The organism is Solwaraspora sp. WMMA2059 (assembly GCF_027497315.1).
Lineage (GTDB): Bacteria > Actinomycetota > Actinomycetes > Mycobacteriales > Micromonosporaceae > Micromonospora_E.
Map to the genome: position 1 here is coordinate 6018714 of NZ_CP114908.1, position 23706 is coordinate 6042419.

Consider the following 23706-nt stretch of genomic DNA (forward strand, 5'->3'; position numbering starts at 1 on the left):
ATGTTCCAGGGCAGCGCGGCGTCCGACGACCCGGATCCCCGACACGTCAACCGGACCGACCTTTCCGGCAGCGCGGACCTGGTGCAGGCCCGTGACGTGCATGGGGGCGTACATTTTCATGGCCTCGACCCGGCACCCGGTCCGCCGCCACGGCAGCTACCCGGCGGGGTCGCAGGCTTCCTCAACCGCAACCGCGAGCTTCTGGCACTCGACCGCCTGCTGACTGACGCCCACCAAACCGCACCTGCGGTGACCTTGTTCGTCGTCGCCGGCACGGCCGGGGTTGGCAAGACGTCGCTTGCCGTCCGCTGGGCACATCGGGTCAAGACGCGCTACCCGGACGGACAGCTCTATGTGAACCTGCGCGGATATGACCGCGGACTGCCGGTCGACCCAGCGGAGGCCCTGGACCGGTTCCTCCGGTCGCTTGGCGTACCACCTGCTGCGATCCCGGCAGACCTGGACGAGCGGGCAGCGGTGTATCGGTCCCGCCTCGCCGACCGGCGAATCCTCGTCGTGCTGGACAACGCCGCATCGGTTGGTCAGGTCCGACCGCTGTTGCCAGGCACAGATACCTGCTCGGTCATCGTCACCAGCCGGAACCGACTCTCCGCACTGGTGGCCAGGGACGGTGGCCAACGCCTGACGCTCGACATCCTGCCGGAACACGACGCCGTCGAGCTGCTGCGGACTGTCATGGACGGCTATCGCCAGGGGGACAGTGAGGAGGAGTTGGTCGAGCTGGCCCGGCTGTGTGCGCGGCTACCGCTGGCGCTGCGGATCGCCGGCGAACGAGCGGCCAGCCGGCCGTTCATGGCCCTGCACGAACTGATTCAGGACCTGCGCGACGAGTCAGCGCTCTGGGACACGCTCACTGCCGACGACGGTGACGAGTCCGACGCGGTCCGGACGGTGTTCGCCTGGTCGTACCGCGCGTTGACCGAGGAAGCGGCACGACTGTTCCGGTTGCTGGGGCTGCATCCCGGCCCGGATTTCAGTGCGGCGGCGGCGGTCGCACTGTCCGGCACCCCGGCACGCCGGATCCGGCATCTGCTCGATCAACTCGTGGGCGCCCACCTGCTGGAGCACATCGGGCTGGACCGGTACCAACTGCACGACCTGCTCCGCGCGTACGCCATCGATCAGGTGCGTCAGCATGAGCCGGACGACGAACGCCAAGCGGCGCGGCTGCGGGTGCTCCGCTGGTACCTGCACAGCGCCGACGCTGCGGTGACGGCGATGCTCCCGTTCAACCAGACGGTGCCGCTGGACCCGCCAGATGGCAGTGCGCCGATGACCTTCGGCGCTTCGACGACTGCGGCCGAATGGTTCGAGGCCGAACGGCACAACCTGGTCGGGGCGACCCGCCTCGCCAGCGATTGCGGCGCACACCAGGTCGCCTGGCAGCTGGCGGCGGTGCTACGCGGGGTCTACATGCATCAGAACGCGTTCGACGAGTGGTCGACCACTGCGCGGATCGGGCTGGCGTCAGCCCGGTCGGTCGGTGACCGGCGCGGGGAAGCCGAAACCTTGGAAAGTCTCGGCAAGGCACACTTCCAGGCACGCCAACTCGACGAGGCGGCCGAGTGCCACCAGGCGGCCTTGTCGGTCCGCCGCGAGATCGGTGACGAGTTGGGCACCGCTGTTTCGATCAACGCGCTCGGCCTGCTGGGGCTGCGGCATCGCCGGCTGACCGACTCGGTCCGCTTCTTCTCCGAAGCCCTGGAGATCGTCACCCGACTCGGCAACCGGCGCTGGCGGGCGCTCGTGCTGAGCAATCTGGGCGAGACACGGTACGAGATGCTGCGGTTGCCGGGGGCCGCCGAGCTGCTCCGGGAGGCCCTCGCTGAGCTACGCGACCTCGGTGACCGTGGTCAGGAAGGTAATGCGTTGTTCTTCCTCGGCAGGGCCGAGCGGGAGATGGGCGACGTTGCCAGTGCACAGGCCCGCATCGAGACTGCGGTCGCGATTGCCGAGGAGGCGAACAACTCACTGTGGCTGGGCCACTGGCTGGTCGAACTGGCCCGGGTGCGGCGGGCCATCGGCGATCCCGCCGCCGCCCTCGACATCCTGCATCGCGCTGCTGCGCTGCAACGACGGATCGGTGACCGCAGCCGGGAAGCGACCGCATTCGACGGTGTCGGCGAGGCGTATCAGGATCTTGGCAGGTCGGCGGAGGCGGTGGACTTCCACCGCCAGGCCGCCGGAGTGCACCGCCGGCTCGGCGACTCCTGGCAAGCCGCCGTCGCGCTGCACAACCTGGCGACGGCGCTCGCGGCGACCGGCCGCGAAGCAGAAGCGCTGCCCGTACGGCAGGACGCGCTGACGCTGCTCAACCAGTTCGAGGACGCCCGCGCAGCCGACCTCCGCAGACTGATCCAGCAGGCCTGACCACGCCGTCGACTCCGATGCCGTGCGGACATCACACGCACGGCTGTAGTGGTAGCTGACCCATCTGCAGAGTGGACTTACCGGTACTGGGTCTGGAACATCCGTGAGCGTGGCCGTAGCCGATAGCGGCGCCAAGGGGTCGCGGAGTAGGCGACGATGCCGATGAGGAGAAGCGCGCCGCTGAGGATAAGGCTGGGAACGTCGTTCGGAGGGCGGGCGGTGAACTCCCACCAGAGATAGTAGCCTTGGCTGCTGTATCCCCAATACCACAGAAACACGATGGTTGTTACCGGCATGGCCCAGGCGAGACGCCACCCTAGGATCACACCTGATAGAAGCGAAATTCCGTACCAGGCAATGAGTGCGCGGAGGGTGATAGCCAGAGCTTCAATCGGAAGGGTGATACCTGCCGGGACGAGATACAGCAACCAGCATGTGATTGCCATGGCGACAGCGTAAAGCCAGGTGAGTCGTTTCAGGTGGGCGGTAGCCACAGATTCTAGGGCGCCCAGATTGCTCTGTAGTGCAAGTACCGGAAAAACGCTCGCAGCCATTGCGAGCATTCTCCAGAGCGGGACGCTGACCTGGCCGTTTTCGCCCACGGTTGGCAGGGTGGCCTCAATTGTTCCAAACCAGGCGGCGGATACGCCGCAGAGTGCAGCTGAAATTAGAGCAGAGCGGACCGGTCGCACAGCAACAAACAACCGGATCCCGCGCCAGGAAGCGCGGCTGGACTGCTTAACTCGAGGAGCTGCAGTAGCGGTCACGAATTTCACTCACTTCTTGATTGGCCCAAGAGATTTGATCGTCAATAGATTTGTTGCTAGCGAGCGTCCGACCCGCCTTCCACGCATACTGCATCTCGCTTGGGGCATTTGTTATCGAGTCTGGGGCGCCACCGCCGACCAAGTAGGCCGTCAGCCATGCTTCGAGCGTCCACAGTCGATTCGCGTCGTCGTCTGATATTTTTTGCCAATTACATGCATCCCGGTCAAGGAATTGGAATGTCAGGCTCAGGATGGCTTTTCCGATGTCATCTCCGTAGGACCATGGGCTGCCTGCGATGATTTGGAAGTATGGGGCGGCATCTAAATCTTGCTCGCGTTCGTTGGCGAGGTATGAGTGTGAATCTATCCCGTACTCGTTCATTCGAACTGGAATCGAAAAATTCCCGGGAAGGGCGTTGATGCGAGTGCTGATGGTGCGAATGTCAGAAAGATACTTCTCGTGCTCAGGCCAGATGCACAGCTGCGAGCGTCCTTCGATGCAGAGTATGTTGTTTCCGGGTGGATTTCGTGGTACAACGACCGGCGTGGCTAGCATGGATATTATGACTGCTATGGCGGTTGCCAAAGATAAGCCAAACTTTCGAAGTTTGACTTTTTTCGATTTAGATATCCAAAGTAGTGTTACAAGAAATGCAACTATGCTGGAAGTTCGTAGGAGTAATGAAAGCGAGTCAATTACAAACGCAGGTCTGCCAGTGAGGATGGCGAAGGAGCCCTGTTGGTCGAGAATTCCAATGAGGAGTAGGAATCCAAGTGGTGCGGTCAATGCGGCTATCGCGGCATTAAAGATCTTCCCCATCAGCCAGCCGACAGCAATCGCGACAAGTAGTACAAAAGCTCCAAAAACGAAATAGCCTATCCAAAGATGGAATCCTGGCGGTGCCGTCCGAGCGGTAATGGCGAGGGCGACAGCTTGGCCAATAATGTAGGGGCTGAGTAGAATGGTGGCTGTCGCACATAGAAGGTAAGCTTCGCGGGCGGCTGGAGCAACTCTGGCTGCGGCGAGTTGCTCATCTACTCCATGTCTATCTGGCGCTGTCACCGACCATGCCGCAGCGCCGGCTGTCACGACACCAAGCATGTATGCTGGCACCTGAGCTGCGGCACCTGTTTCCGGCCACACTCCGATCCAGTGCCGACTGCGTATGAATATGATCAATAGGTCCAAGACAATTAAGGGTGGTAGCGCCCAACGAATTGGGGAATTGCGCAGGTGTAGCAGCAGTACTCTCATACCTGCCGCTCACTTTCTGGCAATACATGCATGTATGCCTTCTCCAGATCAGAGTGACCTGGCAGATCCTCGCGACTCAGGGACGATAGGTCAATAACCGACCCGTCGAACCGGACCTCTCCGCTGTGCATGACAATTACTCGATCGCAGGCGGCGGCGACGTCGTCAGTGAGATGGGTGCTCAGCAGGACGATCGCGTCATCGAGCCCGGATAAGATGCTCCTGAACTGGAGCCGCTGGCGAGGGTCCAGACCAACAGTAGGCTCGTCGAGTAGCACCATTTGAGGGTTTCCTACAATCGCCCAGGCAATGCCTGCTCGGCGACGCATGCCGCCCGAGAGCTTTCGCATCTTCGATCGTCTCCGATCGGTCAAGTCGACCATCTCTAGTACGCGGTCTATCGATCTATTCCACTCTCCTGGCTCGACTCCCCGCATCCATGCAGCATACGCCACAAAGTCGGCAACGGTCATCTGCGGATCAAACCCGAAGTCCTGTGGGAGATAGCCGATACGGCTGCGGACCGATCGAGCCTTCTGTTCTGTGTCAATTTCGATGTCGTCGAATAATATGGAACCGTAGCTGGGTGGCATGATCGTGGCCAATGTGCGCAGCAGGGTTGTCTTGCCGGCACCGTTTGGGCCGAGAACGCCAATTGTGCCAGGCTGAAGTGTGAGGCTGATGCGGTTCATGGCAAGCGTCAATCCGTACCGCTGTGACACCGCGTCTAGCACTACGTTCATCTGATGATCTCACTCCTCAACGGCAGCGTGCTGGGGATGCGTATTACCGCATCCCCAGCACGCTGTTTCGCCTGGCGTTTGATAGGTTCTAGTAGTAAGTGATCTGCCCGTTGCTGACGGAGATGAGGCAGTCGGCACCGGAGACGGTTTGGGTGCTCCCGGAAAAACGGAATCTATCAAGGTAGCGGGTGCCCTGAAGTGAGCAGCTGACGGAAGATTGGTACGTTCCGGTCAGACCGGCACCCGGCGATGAGCACTTTTGCGCCCATGCGGTGTTCCACCATTCGGTGTAGCAGTTTGAAAGTTTGTTCGACGTGCCAGCTGCGGTTGCTGCGGAACTGCCAAGTGTCACAGCTGCGACCATGATGGCTGCGAGGGTAACCGCTTGTGCGATCCGCCTTGGGTTCAGTGAGTTCCGCTGTCGTACCACTTGCCTTGCACTCATGAGTCCACCTCGCGAGTTGAAGGAACAGCTGGCAACGCAGAAATGATTGATCTGCATGCGTAGCGTAGCAAAACTTCGGCGGGGGGCAATGAGAACGGACCTGGTTCGTTGGCCTTTGGTGGCTGCGTGCCGGAGCCTCCTTGTGTAGGTGCAGGTGAGTCACTCCTAATGTCGGTCGGGCGAACCCGTATGATGTATATCACACCTTTGCTTCGGCTTCACGAGTGGGTTGTCGGCTTCGGGTTCGCGTCACCGGGATCGCCGTCGGTCCTTGGGGGTGCAGGAGCACTTCAGATCAGGGCTGGGTGGTCGACCCGAGGGCGCCGGACCAGCCCGCTCGGTTGCCTTGGCTGGCAGCCCAGCTCCTGCGGGGCCTGGCGGTCAGGGTTGGGTGGGGGTGTGCTTGAGGCCGGTGACGAAGGTGGTCCAGGCGGTAGCACCGAAGGCGAGGATCGGGCCGGTGCGGTCCTTGGTGTCGCGTACGTCTACCTGGCCGCCAGCGAAGCGGACCTCGACGCAACTTGCGTTGCTTGAGCTTCGCGAGGACTTGAACCAGTCCCGGTCAAGGGTGCCGACCTGCGGGGTCATCCCATCTCTTTACGGCATCACCCGGATTTCAATCTGCTCCGGTCGCTCGGTCATTAGGGTGGTGAGGTGGTCGAGTTGCGCTCACATCACCGCCGGGCCGCCGACCTGCTGACGCAGCGCGCCTTCGCTGATCACGGTGTTGATTCGGATCGGGTCGCTGGCGGCGAGCCGCACCTGACGAGCCATCCGGACGTCGACCCATCGCTCCACTTCAGCTAGACGGATCGTGGTGGAGCCGCCACGGATCGCCGCACGGGCATACTCCTCGGTCTGCAGCAGGCCGTGGATGGCCTCGGAGCGAAAGCTACGGAGCTGCGACGCGCCGGCCTCGTAGCCGAGGAAGCGCAGGAATTCGTTCGGGAAGAGCTTGGCGTAGTCCTGCCACCAGCCGCGACGCGCGGCGCCCACCCGCAGCTCCTCCAATTCGGCGGCGTCCCAGCGGACTCAGTTTGAAGATCGGATGCGCTCCATCTGCACGACACGCCGAGCGCGAAGCAGATGGAGCGCATCCGACCGTGGGTCCGTTGCAGCCGTCGATCCTGGCAGGGTCCTGCCGTCAGGGCTGGGTGAGGGTGGACTTGAGGCCGGTGACGAAGCTGGTCCAGGTGTTGGGGCCGAAGGCGAGCGTCGGGCCGGTGCGGTCTTTTGTGTCGCGTACGTCCACCTGGCCGCCAGCGAAGCGGACCTCGACGCAGGCAGCGTTGTTGGAGCTGCGCGACGACTTGAACCAGTCCCGGTCAGGGGTGCCGACCTGTGGGGTCATCCCATCTCCTTGACTATCTGGCGGATCAGCGCGAGTGAGTCCTGCGAGCTTAACGCGCGTTCCTCAGCCTCAGCGAAGGTCATCGTGTAGTCGGCTACGCGAGCCGACTGGTCGATGATGTCGCTGGAGGTCAGGACTTCCTGCCAGACCAGGTCAGGCAGCCGGGGCGATGGGAACGAGAGGATCTGGAACGGCCCGCCGAGCGCGGGGTGTGCTCCGGCGATGAACGGCACGACCCTGATACGGATCTGATCCGGATGCGTGGACACCAGCTCGGCCAGGTGGTTGAGCTGGTCGCGCATGACCTCCGGACCGCCGATCTGCTGCCGGAGGACTGCCTCGCTGATGACGGTGCTCACGTTCAAGGGGTTGGGGCCGGTCAGCCGAGCCTGCCGTGCAATGCGCGCCTTCACTCGCCTGGTCATCTCGGTCAACCGGACGTAGGTGTTGCCGCCACGGATCACGGCACGTGCGTAGTCCTCGGTCTGGAGCAGCCCGTGGAGTAGCTCGTTGTCGTAGCTGCGGACGTGATCCGCGCCGGCCTCGTAGCCGAGGAAGCGGAGGAAGTCAGCGGGGAAGAGTTGAGAGTACTGGTGCCACCAGGCGCGACGGGTCGCTCCCACCCGCAGCTCTTCCAGCTCGGCTGCGTCCTCCGGGTCGATCTCGTAGATCTCGATGAGTTGAGCCAGTCGACCGGCTGGCAGTTTGACACGGCCGGCTTCTACGCCCGAGATGTACGCCTGGGCGATGCCGGTCGCCTTACCGGAAGCAACCGCTGTCATGCCCAACTCTTCGCGGCGCTGGCGCAGCCTGATGCCGAGTTCCCATGCCTGCACGGTGGGCGAGACGTCTGCGCCGTCGGTTGCCTCTTGGCCCGTCGGTGACTGGATCATGTTCCTCACTCCTTACAGGACCGGATAGCAGGGTGAGCCTACTTCAATAAGTCGCTACAGACTAGGGGGTTGATATAACAAACGATTTCCCTGATGCTAGTCACGGTCGGCAGTCCCGCCGCAAACGAGGAGGTTCCCGTGTACCGATTCGGAAAGTTGATCTATCAGCAGGAGGCGGAGGAGCGGTACGGGTTCTCGCTGTGCCGTATCGACAACGCCGGCACACGTGACCAGACGTACGACCTGCTCGGAGTCATCCGGGTCGCCGTCGACCCGCGCCAGCCGGAGAAGCTGGGGGAGAACCTGCGCGGCTGGGCGGTCGCGACCCTGACCGCCGGCGGCCACGGGTTCGGCTGCTACCACGCCGCCTTCAGCACCCTCGACGAAGACGACCAACCCGAGAGCGACCTCGGCAACCTCGACATCAACTGGTCCGGCTCGGAAGTCCTCGTACCCGCCGCCGAATAGGCGTGTACGCCGAAGCGGCGGCGGCCCGGCTGCTCCGCGTACCGCCGTCGACCTTGCGCCGCTGGCTGGCCGTCACCGACGGCCGCCAGCGGCGGTCCGACCCGCCCGGCAGCCGAGCCGGCCCGCCTGGTCGGCGGATGCTCGACTGGGCCGAGTTCGTCGAAGCGGCCTACCTGCGGGAACACCGACAGGCGCATCGTGTGCCGATGACCGGGCTGCCGATCTTCCTGGCGTTGCTCCGGGACCAATTCGGCGTGCCGCACCCGATTGCTGACCGGCGCGTCTTCACCGACGGACGCGCCGTCGTCTGGGATCTCCAGGCCGCCGCCGGCCTGCATCCACGATGGTGGCTCGTCGTGACGACCGGCGACCGCCTGACGCTGACCCCGCCGGCTGAGGCCTTCCACCGGCGAGTCGACTGGGCCGGCAACACCGCGGCCAGCTACCGACCTGACCCGAACCCGGACTCGCCGATCCGTGTCCGGCCTGACGTCCGCTTCGGCCGGCCCGCCATCGGCGGGGTGAGCACCGAGACCATCGCCGAACACCAGGCGGCAGGCACCGACCCCGAGACGATCGCCGAGATGTACGCCCTGACGCCGGCTGACGTTGCCTGGGCGCTGGCCTACGAGTCCGGCACCCGGCCCAGCCGTTGACTGAACGTGGGAGGTTCGATGCCCAACCGAACGCTGTGTCAGCCCCAGACACTGTTTCCGGCCGTGACCGGCTCCGGTGCTGAGCTGGTTGCCGCCACTGCCGACGAGATCGCCGGATGGCAGGCGGACGGGATCGGCGTACACGCCTTCTCCGACGACAGCTACCCCGCCCAGCTGCGCGGCATCAAGGAGGCACCTCCGCTGCTGTTCACCCGTGGCAGGCTGCGTGCCAACGACCGGGCCATCGCCGTCATCGGCAGCCGCAAGGCGTCCGAGCGCGGACTGGTCATCGCCCGATCGGTAGCCGCGTCGCTGGTCAACCGGGGAGTGACGGTCGCCAGCGGGCTTGCGCACGGCATCGACACCGCTGCGCACACCGCAGCCCTCGCAGCCGGTGGCCGGACCGTCGCGGTCATCGGCACCGGCATCCGCAACTACTATCCGTCGGCCAACCGGCGGCTGCAGGACCACATCGCCGACGTCGGCCTGGTGGTCAGCCAGTTCTGGCCCGACGCCGGCCCCACCCGGCAGAGCTTCCCGATGCGCAACGCGGTGATGAGCGGGTACGCGGCAGCGACCCTCGTCGTCGAAGCCGGCGAGACCAGCGGTGCCCGGATCCAGGCACGCCTTGCCCTCGGGCAAGGCCGGCCGGTGATCCTGACCAGCCATGTCATGCGAAGTCGATGGGCGCAAGCCTTCGCCACCGAGCCGGGCGTCCACGTCGTACGCGGCACAGCAGAGCTGATCGAAGCCGTCGACGGCATCCTCAACCGGCTCCCACTCAAGTAGACAGCCGTAGCGGAAGCTCTTGCTGATCGAGCGCCTGTGCGGCGAAGCCATGAGCCGGTTGGTCGATTGAGATCCTGTCGTTCATGGCGTGACGCTGGTGATGGTGTGCAGCATGGCGAACTCGCCGCCGCCGGTCAGGCAGTAGGGGGCGACATCGGGCAGGTCGAGGTCGCTGGTCGAGGGGTTGGCGTAGCCGCCACCGCCGACGACCCGGCTGCCGATCGCGATCGGCTCCCGGCCCGGTACGTCGACCCCGGCGACCTGCCCACCGTCCCGCCACACCTTCGTGCCGGGCGGCCAGACAGCGACGTTGCGCATCCCGTCCTGCCCGGTCGTCGCGTCCGGTTCGAGGACGAAACAGTCGTCGTCGGCGAGGTGGCGCAGGTATCCGTCGATCTGCGCGTCGTCGCCACCACGTCGTACGTCGTGAACGAGCAGCGTCGGGTCCGATTCGGCGACGGAGACCGGCGGACTCGACGTACAGCCGAAACACACCGCGGCCGACATGACGGCGAGGAACACCCGAGCGGGCCGGCTACCCCAGCGGGGGTAGCCCTTCCGCCGGATCATGTCGAACGCATGGGTGACGTCGAACTGCGGACGAGGTCGCGCCAGCGGGAAATCGTCGCCTTGTACGGTGCCGGCATATGCAGGTCGGGCACCTCGTCGTAGCCGAAGACCCCGAGCTCCTTGTGCTCGTCGGTGTAGATCAACTCTTCTTCACCCGTGTAGACCGCACCGAAGCTGACGATGAAGACGTGCCGAAGCGGGGTGATCTCGTACACCCACGAGTCGATGATCCGCACGCCGGTGATTGTCAGGCCCAGCTCCTCGGCGACTTCCCGGCAGACGCCCTGCTCCGGTGACTCGCCGACTTCCAGCTTGCCGCCGGGCAGCTCCCACTCGTCGCGCTCGTTCTTCAGCAGCGGCACCCGACCATGGTGGTCGACGACCAGCTTCACCGAGATCGGCAACTGGTACTCGAAGTAGCCCGGGTTGCGTTCGACGAGGTACGGCGGCCGGTCGGACATGGCAGGTGCTCCCATCTGTACTGCCTCAGCCCGCGCAGATCAGGACGGCGGCGACGTCGTCGGCGCGTTTGAAACGGTCACCGCCGACGGCCGGGTCGCTCTCCGTCTGCCGGATCAACTTCTCCAGGTACGCCACCCCACGCTCCCGGGCCTCGGCGACGACCTCGGACCACCCGGCGAAGAGCTGGTAATCGGTGACCAGCCGGGCGAACCCGTCCGTGCAGAGCAGGATGTGGCCGGTCCCTGCCCAGTCCGCGGTGATCCGGTGCGGGACGAGGCGGCGCTGCGGGTGGCCGGAGAAGACCGATTCGACATCACCGGAGGTCATCGTGTGCCGGCGTCGCTGCTGCATCGCGGCGACGACCTTAGCTGGGTCGGTCTCGCGGGCCCGCACCGCCGCCGCCTCTCGCCCGTCGAAGTAGCTGGTGGCGAGGACGCGGGTGGTGTCACCGTCGATGACAGCGGTGGCGTCGCCAATGCGGGTCAGCTCGAAACCGCCGCCCTGGTCGACGCAGAGACCGATCGAGCAGGCCGGCGGCATCCGATCCGGGGGGAAGCCGTACGCCTCCTGCTGCCGATGCACCTCGACGGCGATCCGCTCCAACAGGTCGGCGCCGCTGCCCTGATAACCGTCCGTCCCGGATTCTGTGAGGAGCGCCCCGACCAGGTCGACCAGCCACACCACGTCACGCTCTGCGGGCAGGGCAGCGTCGTCGTACAGGTCGGTGGCACCGTCGATGACCCAGGCCAGCGAACCCGCGTGGCCTACCCGGTCCTCGTTCGACCTGGCCCCGCCGGCTGTGGTGACCGAATCCCGAACCTTCATCTTGATCCTCTTCACGGCATCCACGAATCCGGAACGAACATCCCGGTCGCGATCAGGCCAGATGCGAGCGTGGCGACCACTCCAACACGCCACACGCTGCTGTTGTTGATGAGCGAGAAGGTGCCGAAGACCAGGCCAATCGCGCCGGCCGCGACCAACATCAGGCGAATCCCGTCGGCACCCTTGCTCTGGCTCGCGACATTACCAGCAGTGGCTACAAACGCAACCACCGCTGCCAACAACCCGAGTAGCTGTAGTTGCTGTGTCTTGAACTCGGTCAGCTCTTTACGTAGCCGGTCCTGTGCCCGGAACCACCTTGATCGTTCCTCCAGAAGATCGACTCGGACCCGTGTGGCCTGGTACTGGGTGAGTCTTCGCAGGTAATCCCTTGAGCTGCGGGGTTCGAGCTCGATAGCTTGAGCGACGGATACCCTGGCCGCCTCGAACTCTCCGCGCAATGCCAGGACCCGCCCCTTTGTCTCGAAGTAGTGTGCCAGCTTGCCCTGCGAGAGGGCGATCGCTCGATCGACGTGCCGTTCAACCTGGTCAAGATCTTGCGCGGGGGCACCCTTGTCCAGGCGTTCGAGGTACTCGACCCAGAATGCCGCGAGTTGATGCACCACCGCGGGCACATCTGGCATCAGGTCGACGGCCTGCCTGGAGAACTCTACTGAGCTGCGCAAAGAGGCAAGGTCGCCACGCATTCTGGCCGAGATCGCCCGGAATGTGTGGAAGTACGGCTCGGTACCGAACTGGTCCTCGTACCGTCGGACCATGGCGGCGTACTCGCCGTGTCGCTCTTCCCGTCGTAGTCGCAGCAGCAGCGCGTAGAACGCGGCGAACCGAACACGGCGGGGCAGCCTTGGGGTATCGACGATGGCGTGCAGATCGGCCTCTGGGTCATCGACCTTCTCTAGGATGTCCCGGACCACATGCGGGAAGCGGGCGTCCCGGGCTGGGGGAGTCTTAGACAGCGCCTGTGCCAGCAATGACCTGCGCCGTCGATCCTCGGCGCTGCGCCTGGGCTCAGGAATCCGCACGCCGGAACCCCCTGTTGAGCCAGGCGTACGGGTGGCCCTCCTTGACTTTCGCCAGGAATCGGATAACGCAGCGCCTACCGGTGAACGCTGAACGTCCATGTAGCGTGCGGTGGTTGTGCAACAGGTAACCGTCGCCGCGGCCGAGTGCCAATGGCGCTGACGCGTCCTTGATCAACTGTCGAAGCCTGGCAGTTATCTCCGCAGGTCGATCACGATGCCATGGCCAGGCGATCTCGTCGTCGCGGTAGCGGATCCGCTGGAAGCCATCGCGTGATCCGAATATCGCCTGTACTCCCTCCTGGCCGGACATCGACAGTGACAACCCGGCAACCGCCTCGGCACCAAACTGACCTCGAAGCTCCGCTGCTACGTATGCTCCGTCGACTACCACGCCACCTCCGCCGACGTCAGCAGGGATGACGGTCAGGGAAGCCAGCAAGCTGGGTGGTTCGACGTGCAGGCTTCGGTCGGTATGTGGCAGGAGGGCGGTTCGGGAGAATCCGGCAGCGTTCAACACATCGGAAGGTGTTTTGGAAGGATCGATCACTGTTACTCCCGGTTGAGCTTGGTGAGGGTGATCAACCGGCAGAGTCCAAGTCTTGAGCAGCCTGCTTACCTCGACGGCTCTGGCCTGTCTGATCAGCACGTACCCATCCCGAGCTAGGTAACCACCGACTTCGTCATGCGCAATTTCCAACGCGCCGTTGGACGCCAGCAACCGCATAGGCAGGCCCTTGATTGACTCCTGACAGCCACCGTATGTGTCCAATGTGATCAACACAAGGTCTTGAGTACTCGACGCAAACGGTCTCGCCGACGAGGTGTACGTCTGGGTAGTGATCGTTCTTGCCAGACCGACGGGTACAGCCGATCGCATGAGGACGGTGTCGGGGGGGAGCCGTTACGGTGGCGGGCATGGGTGAGGCAGGCGTACTCGGCAGACCAGACGCGGGCGTGATCCGCGACGAACTGCAGGCGCTGGTCTTGGCCGACCTGCTCGGGCCGCTCGACGGGCCGGACGAGGAGTTCGGCACCCAGGAGAGCCCGCTCGACCGCTACCTGCTCGGCCGGCTCGCCCCCAACGGCCAGGCCGTCGAGCCCGACACCCAGGACGAGCTCTCCGACGCCAGCGCACCGGACATCATGGAGGGCCAGCCGGAGCCGAGCGCGCCCAACGTGCCCAGCCTCGCCCCGTCTGCGCTCGGCTTCACCGCCACCGTGGACGGTGCCGCCACCGCGCTGCGGGTCACCGGCGGCTGGGGTCGCTACGACCGGGCCACCTCGCAGCGCGAGGAACACGCCGGCCGGGTCTGGCAGCGCCAGAGCCACGGCGGCACCATCATCGTCGTACTCGCCGAAGGCCCGCTGCCGCCGCAGGCCCCCGACCCGGACCAACCCGACATCGTGGTACGCGGCCGGGCCCGCCGCCGCGACGGCCGCTGGCTGATCTCCCTGTTCCTGGAGAACCGGCAGCGGCCCGGCGCGCGGCGCGACGCCAGCTCCTGGATCTTCCAGGTGGAGCTGTCCGCCACCGGCGACGGCGACCAGCCGGTCTTCTGGCCCCGACCCGAGCAGATCACCGGCGGCGACGCCTCCGACCAGGCCGAACGCCGCCGGCTCGCGATGGCCTACCGCTTCCACCCCGAGTACGCCGTCGGCCACGGCACCGCCGTGCGGGCCGACCCGGCGGCCGGCGGCGACCCCGCGCTGCGCGCCCACCGGATCCGCACCTGCCCGGTGCCCGTACACGAACTGCCGTTCACCGACGTGCCGACCGCCGACACCGACCCCGATCTGCCGGAGCTGGCCGCCGTCGAGCTCGACATGAAACGCCTCGCCGAGCTGGCCGCCACCCCGCCGGCCGCCCCGGCCAGAGGCACGGCACGCGGTCCGGCCGGTGATCCGCTGCTGGCGGCGCTGACCCCGCTCGTCGACGGCTACCGGGCCTGGATCGCCGGCAACGAAGCCGCCGCCGACCAGCCGCACCGCCGGCTCACCGAACACCGTCAGCAGGTCACCGAGGCGCTGCGCGACGCCCGCCGGGCCGCCGACCGGATCGCCGCCGGCATCGGCCTGCTCGCCACCGACCCGGCCGCCCGCCGCGCCTTCGGCTTCGCCAACCGGGCGATGTACCTGCAGCGGGTGCACACCAGGGTCGCCGACGCCCGTCGCGAACACCCCGGCGTCGGGCTCGCGGCGGCGACCGCCGCCGCCGACCAGCCCGTCAACCACCGCTGGCGGCCGTTCCAGCTCGCCTTCCTGCTGATCAATCTGCCGGCGCTGGCCGACCCCCGGCACGCCGAACGCACCGAGGACCAGCAGCGGGCCGTCGCCGACCTGCTGTGGTTCCCCACCGGTGGCGGCAAGACCGAGGCGTACCTCGGGTTGACCGCCTTCACCATCGCGATCCGCCGGCTGCAACCCGCCCACGGCGGACTGGTCGCCGCCGACGGCCTCGCCGTGCTGATGCGCTACACGCTGCGGCTGCTCACCATCCAACAGTTCGAGCGGGCCGCCACCCTGATCTGCGCCGCCGAGACGCTGCGCCTGGCCGACGAAACCACCTGGGGCGACACGCCGATCCGGATCGGACTGTGGGTCGGCGGCAAGGTCACCCCCAACCACACCGACCAGGCCCGGCAGTGGCAGCAGCAGCAGCGTGGCCGGCGCGGCGCCGCCACCCGGGGCCACGGCTCACCGCACCAGCTGACCAGCTGCCCGTGGTGCGGCAGCCGGATCGAACCCGGCCGGGACATCGTGATCGACCCGACGTACCGCCGGACCCTGGTCCGCTGCCCCGACGTCGAATGCCCGTTCAGCGACCTCGCCGGGTTCGGCCGGCCCGACGACCAGCGCGGGCTGCCGGTGCTCGTCGTCGACGAGGAGATCTACCGGCACCCGCCGGCCCTGCTGATCGCCACCGTCGACAAGTTCGCCCAACTGGCCTGGAAAGGCGCGACAGCAGCGTTGTTCGGGCAGGTCAGCCGGCGCTGTGAACGGCACGGCTACGTCACCGAAGACCTGGAACACGCCGACTGGGAAGCGACGTACCACCGGGCCGCCGGCACCGCCGGGCCGGCCAGCATCGTCGACTGCCCCCGGCTGCGACCCCCTGACCTGATCATCCAGGACGAGCTGCACCTGATCTCCGGTCCGCTCGGCTCCCTCGTCGGCCTCTACGAGACCGCCGTCGACCGGCTCGCCACCTGGCAGCCGGTGACCGGTCACTCGACCCGGCCCAAGGTGATCGCCTCCACCGCGACCGTCCGCCGCGCCCACCAGCAGATCGGCGCACTGTTCCACCGCTCGACCAGCGTCTTCCCACCGCCCGGCCTGGACGCCGCCGACAGCTTCTTCGCCCGCCAGCGCGACCCCGACCAGCGTCCCGGCCGGCGCTACATCGGCATCTGCGCCCACGGCACCCGGATCAAGTCGGCCCTGATCCGGGTGTACGTGTCGGTCCTCGGTGCCGCCCAGAAGCTGCACGAACGCTACGGCCGCAACGACGTCACCGACCCGTACATGACCCTGGTCGGCTACTTCAACAGCCTGCGCGACCTCGGCGGCATGCGACGCCTCGTCGAAGACGACGTCTCCACCCGACTCGCCCGCGCCGACGAACGCGGCCTGGCCCGCCGCTACGACCCGCTGCTGGAGGAACTGACCTCCCGGATGTCCTCCGACGCGATCCGGCCACTGCTGGACCGGCTCGCCGTCCGGTTCACCGGCGGGCGCGGCAAAGCCGGCCCGAGACCGATCGACGTGCTCCTCGCCACCAGCATGATCTCCGTCGGGGTCGACGTCTCCCGGCTCGGCGTGATGGTCGTCGCCAACCAGCCCAAGTCGGCCGCCGAGTACATCCAGGCCACCAGCCGGGTCGGTCGCGCCGCCCCCGGCATCGTCTTCACCGTCTACAACTGGGCCCGCCCCCGCGACCTGTCACACTACGAACGCTTCGACCACTTCCACGCCACCGTCTACCGGCAGGTCGAAGCGCTGTCGGTCACCCCGTTCGCCGAACGGGCCATCGACCGCGGATTGACCGGGGTGCTGGTCGCCCTGATCCGCAACCTGGAACACACCTACAACGGCAACCTGAGCGCCCAGCACTTCGACCGCTACGGCCCCCTCGCCGACCACGTGGTGCGTTTCCTCGCCCGGCGCAGCGACGTCGCCGCCGACAACGCCGTACGGCTACGCGTCGAGGACGAGCTGGAAGCGCGGCTCGACGCGTGGGCGCGGGAACGGGCCATGCCCGCCCGGCGGCTCGCGTACGACAAACCACGCCGCAGCGACGACACCGCCGGGCTGCTGCACCGCCCCGAGGAGGGCCGCTGGCGGCAGACCACCTGCCCCACCTCGCTGCGCGACGTCGAACCCGGCGTACAGCTGCAGCTGCAGCTCGCCGGGGCAGCCATGGCGGAACCACCGCCACCGTTCGTGCCCCGCGTCGATCCGGCGACCGGCACCGGGGCCGCCGCCGGTGGGGCCGCTGGCGGAGCCGACGGGCCGGAGGCGCTGGCGTGAGCGAACCACAGCTACGGCAACTGCGGGTCGGCGCGCTGCGCCCCAACCAGCTGCTGCACACCTACGGCATCGGCTCCGTCGCCGACCTGCCCAGCCTGTCGGTGATGCCGCTCGGCCTCGACCACTGGGAGCTGGCCCGCGCCACCGTCATCACCGAAGACCGGCTGCTCGCCGCCATGCGCGCCAAACTCGGTCACCAGGTGCAGGCGCTGCGGCTGCCGCCGCACCTGCCGGAAACCTCCGACCCGTACGCCGAATGGGCCCGCATCGGGGTGCCGGTCGCGTTGTTTCCCGCCTGGTTGCGTTGCTCCGACACCCGGTGCAACCAACTCGCCCCAGTCGAGTCGGGTCTGTTCGAGCTGGTCTCGGCGCCGACGCCGGACAAGGTCCGCTACGTGCACACCTGCCGGGGCAACGGCGGCGGCCGACCCACCGCCGTACCGGCCCGGTTCGTGCTGGCCTGCGGCAACGGCCACCTCGACGACTTTCCCTGGTCGTACTTCGTGCACCGGGGCAGCGACCCCGGGGCCGGGCACCCGCTGCAACTGTCCGAACGCGGCAGCACCGGCGAGACCACCAACATCTTCGTCACCTGCGGCCAGTGCGCGGCGGCGCGGCCCATCTCGGACGCGATCGGGGCGCTCGCCGACCGCAACCTGCCCGCCTGCCGGGGCCGCCACCCGCACCTGGGCAGCTACGAACCGTGCGACGCGCCGCCGCGCACCCTGGCGCTCGGCGCCACCAACAGCTGGTTCGCCATGCAGGCGGCGGTGTTCAGCGTGCCGAAGGCTGAACACCCGGTGGACCACCTGGTCGCCGAATTCTGGCCGACGCTGAGCGTGCTCGCCCCGCTGCCAGCGGAGACCGGCACGATGATCCTGCCCACCCAGACCTGCTGGTCCGAGCTGCAACCGCACGGAGTGGACAAGGTGTGGGCGGCGATCCAGCGGCGGCACGAAGCCGGCGACACCCCCGGCGGCGGTGACTGGGACAATCTCGACCTGCACCTGCCCGAGTGGCGCGCGTTCACCGCCAGCGTCGGCGCGGCACTGCCGGACTTCACCACCCGGCCGGAGCCGGTCCCGGCCGGGCACCGGGACTGGCTGAGCCAGGTGGTGCTGGTGCCCCGGCTGCGTCGGGTCGCCGCACTGTACGGCTTCACCCGCATCGACGCCCCCGAACGGGACGTGCTCGACACCCCCGACCAGTGCCGCGCACCGCTGTCCGCCGAGCCGCCCACCTGGGTGCCGTGCGCCGAAACCCGCGGTGAAGGCATCTTCCTGCGGTTCGCCGAGGAACGCATCGTCGCCTGGGAGCACGACCCCGCGGTCAAAGCCCGCGAACACCTGCTGATCCGGGCCCACGACAAATGGCGGGCGCAGCGCCAACTACCCCCCGGAGGCTGGCCCGGCCTGCGCTACCTGCTGCTGCACACCCTCGGGCACACCCTGATCCGGGAGCTGGCGCTGGAATGCGGCTACAGCGCCTCCGGCATCGGCGAGCGGGTGTACGCGCGTGCCGGCGACTCGCCGATGGCCGGGGTGCTGCTCTACACCGCCGCCCCGGACAGTGAAGGCACCCTCGGTGGCCTGGTCACCCTCGGCCGGGCCGACCGGCTCGGCCCACTCATCGACCGCGCGTTGCACGGTGCCCGGCTGTGCAGCTCCGACCCGCTCTGTGCCGAACACGACCCGACGGTGCACGGCCGGCTCGCCGGAGCCGCCTGCCATGCCTGCCTGTACGCCGCCGAAACGTCCTGCGAAGGCGGCAACCACTACCTGGACCGGTCGTTGCTGGTCGACACCCTCGCCGACAACGAGTGCGGCTTCTTCAGGTGACCGGCTGCCAGCGGTGAACCCGTCCGAGGCCACCGCCGGACTTCCTTCCGAGGTGCTGGCCGAAACCGTCGCCGAGTTGGCCGCCGAGCTGCCGGCCGGGCACGTCGCCGCCTGGGCCGGCGTACTGGCCTCGGTCCAGCGGTCGGAGGCCACGGTGGAGGCCGCGCTGATCGACGCCCGCCCCGGGTACGCGGTCGCCGCCCACGCCCGGCGGCTGGTCGCCGTCTGGCGAAGTCACGCCCCCGACCTGCCCGGTGCGGCCGTCGCGCTCGCTCTGCGCAGCGCCGCCCACCTGCAGCGACGGGCCGAAGTACGGCGTACCGAGCTGGTGGTCAGCGGGCCGAGCAGCCCGGCCGTCGCGGTCCGGCTGACCCGGTCGGTGGTGGTCGAGTTGATCCGGCAGGCCCGCCGATCACTGCTGATGGTCAGCTTCGCCGCGTACGGCGTCGCCGAGGTCGTCGCCGAGGTGTCCGCCGCCGCCGACCGCGGCGTCCGGGTCGACCTGGTGTTGGAGAGCGGCACCGCCGACGGTGGACCGCTGCGCGGGGTGACCGGAGCGGACGTCTTCGCCGGCCTCGGCGACCGGGTCACCTGCTGGCACTGGCCGGCGGCGCGGCGACAGCCCGGCCGGTCGCTTCCGGCCCTGCACGCCAAGGTGATCGCCGCCGACACCGACGCCGCCCTGGTCAGCAGCGCCAACCTGACCGACCGGGCGCTGTCGGACAACCTGGAAGTCGGGGTGGTGGTGCGGGACCCGGACGCGGTACGGCGACTCGTCGACCACTTCGCCGCGCTGATGGAACCGCGCACCGGAGTCCTGCGGCGACTCTGACCGGTAGGTCGCGGCCTCACAAGGCACCCCGGCCCGGGGTGTCCGCCAGCGGACACCCCGGGCCGGAAGGCGGGGCAGGGATCAGCTGGCGGTGGCTGGCCGGTCGTCGGCGAGCTCGCGGCGGGTCTCGGAGCGGGTCGGCGCGGCGGCAGCCCGGCGGGCCGGGTCGGTGCAGAGCTCAGCGATCTGGGCCTCGGTCATCGGGCCGCCCCGGGACCGGGTGACGCCCAGGTGGTCGGGGACCTCGACGGTCGCCTCGAAGTCCCAGATGTACCACTCCTTGCGGCCCCAGGCCTTGTTCTTCAGCTTGATCTCGATCGTGCCCTGGGCGGTCTGCAGCTTGGGGCTGCGGTCCAGCGCGGCCCAGCCCGACGGGCCGGCGTTGAGCGACGTGGTCCGGGAGACCGTCGACTCCCAGTTCCACTGCCGGCCGATGCTCTGGCTGATGCTCGTCGACACGTTGCTCAGCGCGCTGGAGCCGAAGGTGGTCGCGGGCACCTCGGCGGTCATGCTGATCGACCCACCGGTGGTGTCGGACCATTCGACCGACAGGCTGTTGTCGTACGGGGTGCAGTTGAAGTGCGAGGCGACCTCGTGGAAGCCGGCGGTGGTCTCGGTCACCGGTGTCCCCGCAACGAACTGGCAGGACACGGCCCGGCTGTCGCAGTGCTCGAAAAGCTCCGCGCGGGACGGTCCGTCCCAGAACCTGACCGAGCTGTACTGGTTGTCGGCGGGCACCTGCGCGAGCTGGTCGTGCGAGTACCACATGTGGGGGGTGCCGGACTGGTTGGTGTTGACGTAATAGTTGCTGGCGCAGTCGGTGATGTTCTTGTATGAACTGATCACGTTACTCCAGGCGGCGCCGGCGTCAGCGAGGTTGTTGAAGTTGTAGTACTTGCCGCCGCTGCAGGTGCCGGATCGCGAGACCATGCTCAGTGAGCCGCCGGTGTAGTTGGCGTTCTGGTACGCGATCCCGAGGACCACCTGGGCGGCCGCGGACGTACCCGAAGCCATGGCGCGGGTGGCGGCGGTGCCGGCGGCGGCGATCCGCTCGGTGGTCGCCGCGTCGAGTCGGCTGCCGTCACGCGGGGCGTCGGTGACCGCCCCGGCGGTCGCCACCTTCATGGCGGTCCGGAAGTCGCGGTAGCAGGCCAGCTCTTCGGCGGACTCGTAGAGCAGACAGTCGGCCATCTCCGCGGTGGGCACGGTGGAGGAGGCGGCGGCCGGGGTGCTCACGGCGAGCATCGGACCCAGCATCAGTACGGACAGGACGGTCGCGGTGCGGGCGTGTCGGAACATCCGACGGCGTTGCAGGAATGTCATGAGTGCCAAGTCTGGTGATGCAGGACCGCGCAGCCTTGGTGGAATTCGAAGGATCAGCTGAGGAAAATATGAGGAAGGAACATGGCCAGTGCTCTTTCCGGTGGAGTCAGTGATCGCCGTTACATTGACTCTGCCCGAAACCCTACAGCATTTCTGTCGGGTCTGAAACAGTGCGACCATTCGTGGCGCCGCTGACCAGGGCGTTCTGGTCGCCGCGAGGCGGTGGCCAAGATCGTCCGTCGAGGGCCGGGCGCGCACCGGGGGTACGCTCAGCCGATGGCCGGCGACACCTTCCGCTTCGGCGAGTACGAACTGGACATGGCCCGCTACCAGCTGCGGCGATCCGGTGAGCCGGTCCACGTGGAGCCCCGGGCACTCGACCTCCTGCAGTACCTCATCGAACACCGGGACCGGGTGGTATCGAAGAACGAGCTGCTAGACCAGGTGTGGGGCGACCGTTTCGTCAGCGAGGCGGCGCTGACCACCGGGCTGCGTACCGCCCGGATCGCCGTCGGTGACACCGGCCGTCACCAGCGGCTGATCCGGACCGTGCACCGGCGGGGGTACCAGTTCGCGGCACCAGTGACGGTGACCCGGGCCGGTGACCCCGCGGCCCCCGGACCGCAGCCGGCCGCACACCCGACCCGACCGGCACCGGCCCGGTCTGTGGTCGCCGGGGAGGCCGGCGGCGCGGACCGCCAGATCGTCCGGTTCTGCCGGGCCGACGATGGCACCCGGATCGCCTACGCCAGCGTCGGTTCGGGTCCGCCGCTGCTCAAGGCCGCCAACTGGATGACCCACCTCGATCTGGAGTGGACCACCCCGGTGTGGTCGCACTGGCTCAACGGGCTGGCCCGGGACCGGCAGCTGGTCCGCTACGACGAGCGGGGGTGCGGCCTGTCCGACTGGGACGTGCCCAGCTTCTCTTTCGACGACTGGGTCGACGACCTGGACACCGTGGTCGAGGCGGTGGGGCTGGACCGGTTCCCGCTGCTCGGTGTCTCCCAGGGCGGTGCGGTAGCGGTCGCGTACGCCGTGCGCCGGCCGGAGCGGGTCAGCCGGTTGATCCTCGCCGGCGCGTACGCCCGGGGCCGCCAGGTCCGGGCCCGCAGCCAGGCCGAGCAGGACGAGGCGGCCCTGGATCTGAACCTGGCGCGGGTCGGTTGGGCACACCAGGACCCCAGTTTCCTCGGTGTCTTCGCTTCCCAGTTCCTGCCCGAGGGCACTCCGGAGGAGTTGGAGGAGTTCATCGGCTTTCAGCGGCGGACCACCTCGGCGGCGAACGGGGTCCGGTTCCTGGAGGAGTTCGCCCGGATCGACGTCTCGGACATCGCCCACCGGGTGCAGTGCCCGACGTTGATCCTGCACTGCCGCGATGACATGCGGGTGCCCACCTCGCAGGCCAGCGAGCTGGCCACCCTCATTCCGGACAGTCAACTGGTGCTGCTGGACAGCCGCAACCATCTGCTCACCGCGTCCGAGCCGGCCTGGCCGGAGTTCCTGGCCCAGATCGACGCCTTCCTGACCGATTGACCAGCGGAGAGCCAGCATGAGGATCCTTGTCGTGGGCGGGACCGGCCTGATCGGTACGCACGTCGTCGACCTGCTGCGCGAGCGCGGCCACGCGGTGGCCACGGTGGCGCGGACCGCCCGTACCGGGGTCGACCACGTGCTCGACGTCGAGACCGCCTCGGTCGAGGACCTGCGGCCGCTGCTCACTGGCCACGACGGCGTCGTGTACGGCACCCGGGTCGACGAGCAGCGGGTACTCCCCGCACCGATCCATCCCGTGCTGCGCAGTGAACTCGTCGATCCCGTGGCGCGGATGTTCACCGCTGCCCGGCACGCCGGCCTGACCCGTGGGGTCCTGCTCGGCTCCTACTACACCTACCACGACCGGCTTCGTCCCGAGTGGCGGCTCGGCGAGCGGCACGCGTACATCCGGTGCCGGCTGGAACAGGCCCGGCAGGTGCGGACGGCGGCCGGAACCGACCTGCCGGTCACCGTGCTGGAGCTGCCGTTCGTCTTCGGCCGAGCCGGTGACCGGCTACCGAACTGGGCCGGTCCGCTGGACCGGTGGGCACGGTCGGCGGCGCCGCTGCTGGTCCCGGTCGGCGGAACCGCCGCGGCCTCGGCCGGCAGCGTCGCCGCCGCGGCGGTCGACGCGATCGAGGGAGCGTACGGCGGGGACGTTCCGGTCGCCGACGCCAACCTGACCTGGGTCGAGATGCTCGGGCGGATCGCCGAGGCGGTGGGCCGGCCCCGCCCGGTCCGGCGGCTGCCCGCCGGTGCGGTCCGCGTGGCCCTGCGGGCCGGCGGCGCACTGCAGGCGCTCGCCCGTAGGGAATCCGGGCTCAACCCCGCTCACCTGGCCGACCTGCTCCTCGACGAGCTGTTCATCGAGCCGCTGACCGGCCGGTCGCTCGAACCGTCGTTGCAGGAAACCTTCGGCGCGTCACCTGCCGGCAGGTGAGCGGGTCACTCTGATCACATCCAGATCGACAAGATCAACAGTAGTTGGCAACATCGAT

General features: G+C 67.7%; 22 protein-coding genes. 9 read left to right on the forward strand and 13 right to left on the reverse strand.

All coding sequences use genetic code 11. The features are described 5' to 3' along the window. Positions 1-2391, forward strand: coding sequence for a tetratricopeptide repeat protein (locus tag O7553_RS27685; RefSeq protein ID WP_281552483.1), 2391 nt, complete (start codon positions 1-3; stop codon positions 2389-2391). Positions 2392-2468: 77 nt separating this feature from the next. On the opposite strand, the gene O7553_RS27690 is transcribed toward O7553_RS27685, so the two are convergent. The 7 genes from O7553_RS27690 to O7553_RS27720 form a co-directional block, all read right to left on the reverse strand. Further along, complete coding sequence (locus O7553_RS27690) at positions 2469-2993, reverse strand: hypothetical protein (protein WP_281552484.1); 525 nt, start codon at positions 2991-2993, stop codon at positions 2469-2471. Positions 2994-3129: 136 nt separating this feature from the next. Next, positions 3130-4248: a hypothetical protein gene (locus tag O7553_RS27695; protein WP_281552485.1), complete on the reverse strand. Its 1119-nt coding sequence runs from the start codon at positions 4246-4248 to the stop codon at positions 3130-3132. Between the two features lie 161 nt (positions 4249-4409). Then, positions 4410-5105 carry an ATP-binding cassette domain-containing protein gene (locus O7553_RS27700; RefSeq protein ID WP_281552486.1) on the reverse strand — a complete coding sequence of 232 codons (696 nt, stop codon included), beginning with the start codon at positions 5103-5105 and terminating at the stop codon, positions 4410-4412. An 877-nt stretch (positions 5106-5982) separates the two neighbouring features. Next, positions 5983-6189 (reverse strand): DUF397 domain-containing protein, encoded by a 207-nt coding sequence (locus O7553_RS27705; RefSeq protein WP_281552487.1) that lies wholly within the window; start codon positions 6187-6189, stop codon positions 5983-5985. An 81-nt stretch (positions 6190-6270) separates the two neighbouring features. Next, positions 6271-6597, reverse strand: coding sequence for a Scr1 family TA system antitoxin-like transcriptional regulator (locus O7553_RS27710; RefSeq protein WP_281552488.1), 327 nt, complete (start codon positions 6595-6597; stop codon positions 6271-6273). Positions 6598-6745: 148 nt separating this feature from the next. Then, positions 6746-6952 carry a DUF397 domain-containing protein gene (locus O7553_RS27715; protein ID WP_281552489.1) on the reverse strand — a complete coding sequence of 69 codons (207 nt, stop codon included), beginning with the start codon at positions 6950-6952 and terminating at the stop codon, positions 6746-6748. Further along, entirely contained in the window at positions 6949-7845 is an 897-nt protein-coding gene (locus tag O7553_RS27720) for a helix-turn-helix transcriptional regulator (RefSeq protein WP_281552490.1), read from the reverse strand. The genes O7553_RS27715 and O7553_RS27720 overlap by 4 nt, the downstream gene beginning before the upstream one ends. A gap of 138 nt (positions 7846-7983) precedes the next feature. On the opposite strand from O7553_RS27720, the gene O7553_RS27725 reads away from it, so the two are divergent. The 3 genes from O7553_RS27725 (at position 7984) to O7553_RS27735 (ending at position 9758) form a co-directional block, all read left to right on the forward strand. Continuing rightward, positions 7984-8313 carry a hypothetical protein gene (locus tag O7553_RS27725; RefSeq protein ID WP_281552491.1) on the forward strand — a complete coding sequence of 110 codons (330 nt, stop codon included), beginning with the start codon at positions 7984-7986 and terminating at the stop codon, positions 8311-8313. A 2-nt stretch (positions 8314-8315) separates the two neighbouring features. Continuing rightward, positions 8316-8969 carry a DUF433 domain-containing protein gene (locus O7553_RS27730; protein ID WP_281552492.1) on the forward strand — a complete coding sequence of 218 codons (654 nt, stop codon included), beginning with the start codon at positions 8316-8318 and terminating at the stop codon, positions 8967-8969. A gap of 63 nt (positions 8970-9032) precedes the next feature. Next, on the forward strand, positions 9033-9758 hold the full coding sequence (locus tag O7553_RS27735) for a DNA-processing protein DprA (RefSeq protein ID WP_281552493.1): 726 nt from the start codon (positions 9033-9035) through the stop codon (positions 9756-9758). Between the two features lie 81 nt (positions 9759-9839). Here the strand turns inward: O7553_RS27735 and O7553_RS27740 are convergent, their stop codons facing one another. Genes O7553_RS27740 through O7553_RS27760 form a run of 5 tightly spaced genes read right to left on the reverse strand, consistent with a single transcriptional unit; the run spans position 9840 to position 13202 of the window. After that, positions 9840-10328, reverse strand: a complete 489-nt coding sequence (locus O7553_RS27740; protein WP_281552494.1) for a hypothetical protein — start codon at positions 10326-10328, stop codon at positions 9840-9842. Beyond that, the gene (locus tag O7553_RS27745; RefSeq protein ID WP_281552495.1) at positions 10325-10789 is read right to left on the reverse strand and encodes an NUDIX hydrolase; all 465 of its coding nucleotides are present in this window, start codon (positions 10787-10789) and stop codon (positions 10325-10327) included. The genes O7553_RS27740 and O7553_RS27745 overlap by 4 nt, the downstream gene beginning before the upstream one ends. A 25-nt stretch (positions 10790-10814) precedes the next feature. Continuing rightward, positions 10815-11615: a protein phosphatase 2C domain-containing protein gene (locus O7553_RS27750; protein ID WP_281552496.1), complete on the reverse strand. Its 801-nt coding sequence runs from the start codon at positions 11613-11615 to the stop codon at positions 10815-10817. A gap of 11 nt (positions 11616-11626) precedes the next feature. Then, positions 11627-12655, reverse strand: a complete 1029-nt coding sequence (locus O7553_RS27755) for a hypothetical protein (RefSeq protein WP_281552497.1) — start codon at positions 12653-12655, stop codon at positions 11627-11629. Then, positions 12642-13202: a TauD/TfdA family dioxygenase gene (locus O7553_RS27760; RefSeq protein WP_348650026.1), complete on the reverse strand. Its 561-nt coding sequence runs from the start codon at positions 13200-13202 to the stop codon at positions 12642-12644. The genes O7553_RS27755 and O7553_RS27760 overlap by 14 nt, the downstream gene beginning before the upstream one ends. 368 nt (positions 13203-13570) lie before the next feature. Here O7553_RS27760 and drmA point away from each other — a divergent pair, with 368 nt between their 5' ends. Genes drmA through drmC form a run of 3 tightly spaced genes read left to right on the forward strand, consistent with a single transcriptional unit; the run spans position 13571 to position 19852 of the window. Next, positions 13571-17182, forward strand: a complete 3612-nt coding sequence (drmA, locus tag O7553_RS27765; RefSeq protein WP_281552499.1) for a DISARM system helicase DrmA — start codon at positions 13571-13573, stop codon at positions 17180-17182. Beyond that, on the forward strand, positions 17179-19020 hold the full coding sequence (locus O7553_RS27770) for a DUF1998 domain-containing protein (RefSeq protein ID WP_281552500.1): 1842 nt from the start codon (positions 17179-17181) through the stop codon (positions 19018-19020). Before drmA ends, O7553_RS27770 begins: the two co-directional genes overlap by 4 nt. Positions 19021-19033: 13 nt before the next feature. Then, a complete protein-coding gene (drmC, locus tag O7553_RS27775) occupies positions 19034-19852 on the forward strand; it encodes a DISARM system phospholipase D-like protein DrmC (protein WP_281552501.1) in 819 nt (272 codons plus the stop codon). Positions 19853-19933: 81 nt separating this feature from the next. Here the strand turns inward: drmC and O7553_RS27780 are convergent, their stop codons facing one another. After that, positions 19934-21175 (reverse strand): hypothetical protein, encoded by a 1242-nt coding sequence (locus tag O7553_RS27780; RefSeq protein WP_281552502.1) that lies wholly within the window; start codon positions 21173-21175, stop codon positions 19934-19936. 276 nt (positions 21176-21451) lie between these two features. On the opposite strand from O7553_RS27780, the gene O7553_RS27785 reads away from it, so the two are divergent. Then, complete coding sequence (locus O7553_RS27785) at positions 21452-22708, forward strand: alpha/beta fold hydrolase (RefSeq protein ID WP_281552503.1); 1257 nt, start codon at positions 21452-21454, stop codon at positions 22706-22708. 16 nt (positions 22709-22724) lie between these two features. Continuing rightward, positions 22725-23648 (forward strand): NAD(P)H-binding protein, encoded by a 924-nt coding sequence (locus O7553_RS27790; RefSeq protein ID WP_281552504.1) that lies wholly within the window; start codon positions 22725-22727, stop codon positions 23646-23648. The last annotated feature ends 58 nt before the right edge of the window (positions 23649-23706 follow it).

Bases quoted from the DNA above. Each gene is read 5' to 3' on its own strand.
- drmA (WP_281552499.1), top strand. From the start codon at position 13,571: ATGGGTGAGGCAGGCGTACTCGGCAGACCAGACGCGGGCGTGATCCGC.
- O7553_RS27750 (WP_281552496.1), bottom strand. From the start codon at position 11,615: ATGAAGGTTCGGGATTCGGTCACCACAGCCGGCGGGGCCAGGTCGAAC.
- O7553_RS27700 (WP_281552486.1), bottom strand. From the start codon at position 5,105: ATGAACCGCATCAGCCTCACACTTCAGCCTGGCACAATTGGCGTTCTC.
- O7553_RS27785 (WP_281552503.1), top strand. From the start codon at position 21,452: ATGGCCGGCGACACCTTCCGCTTCGGCGAGTACGAACTGGACATGGCC.
- O7553_RS27720 (WP_281552490.1), bottom strand. From the start codon at position 7,845: ATGATCCAGTCACCGACGGGCCAAGAGGCAACCGACGGCGCAGACGTC.
- O7553_RS27715 (WP_281552489.1), bottom strand. From the start codon at position 6,952: ATGACCCCACAGGTCGGCACCCCTGACCGGGACTGGTTCAAGTCGTCG.
- O7553_RS27705 (WP_281552487.1), bottom strand. From the start codon at position 6,189: ATGACCCCGCAGGTCGGCACCCTTGACCGGGACTGGTTCAAGTCCTCG.
- O7553_RS27740 (WP_281552494.1), bottom strand. From the start codon at position 10,328: ATGATCCGGCGGAAGGGCTACCCCCGCTGGGGTAGCCGGCCCGCTCGG.
- O7553_RS27745 (WP_281552495.1), bottom strand. From the start codon at position 10,789: ATGTCCGACCGGCCGCCGTACCTCGTCGAACGCAACCCGGGCTACTTC.
- O7553_RS27685 (WP_281552483.1), top strand. From the start codon at position 1: ATGTTCCAGGGCAGCGCGGCGTCCGACGACCCGGATCCCCGACACGTC.
- O7553_RS27780 (WP_281552502.1), bottom strand. From the start codon at position 21,175: ATGACATTCCTGCAACGCCGTCGGATGTTCCGACACGCCCGCACCGCG.
- O7553_RS27790 (WP_281552504.1), top strand. From the start codon at position 22,725: ATGAGGATCCTTGTCGTGGGCGGGACCGGCCTGATCGGTACGCACGTC.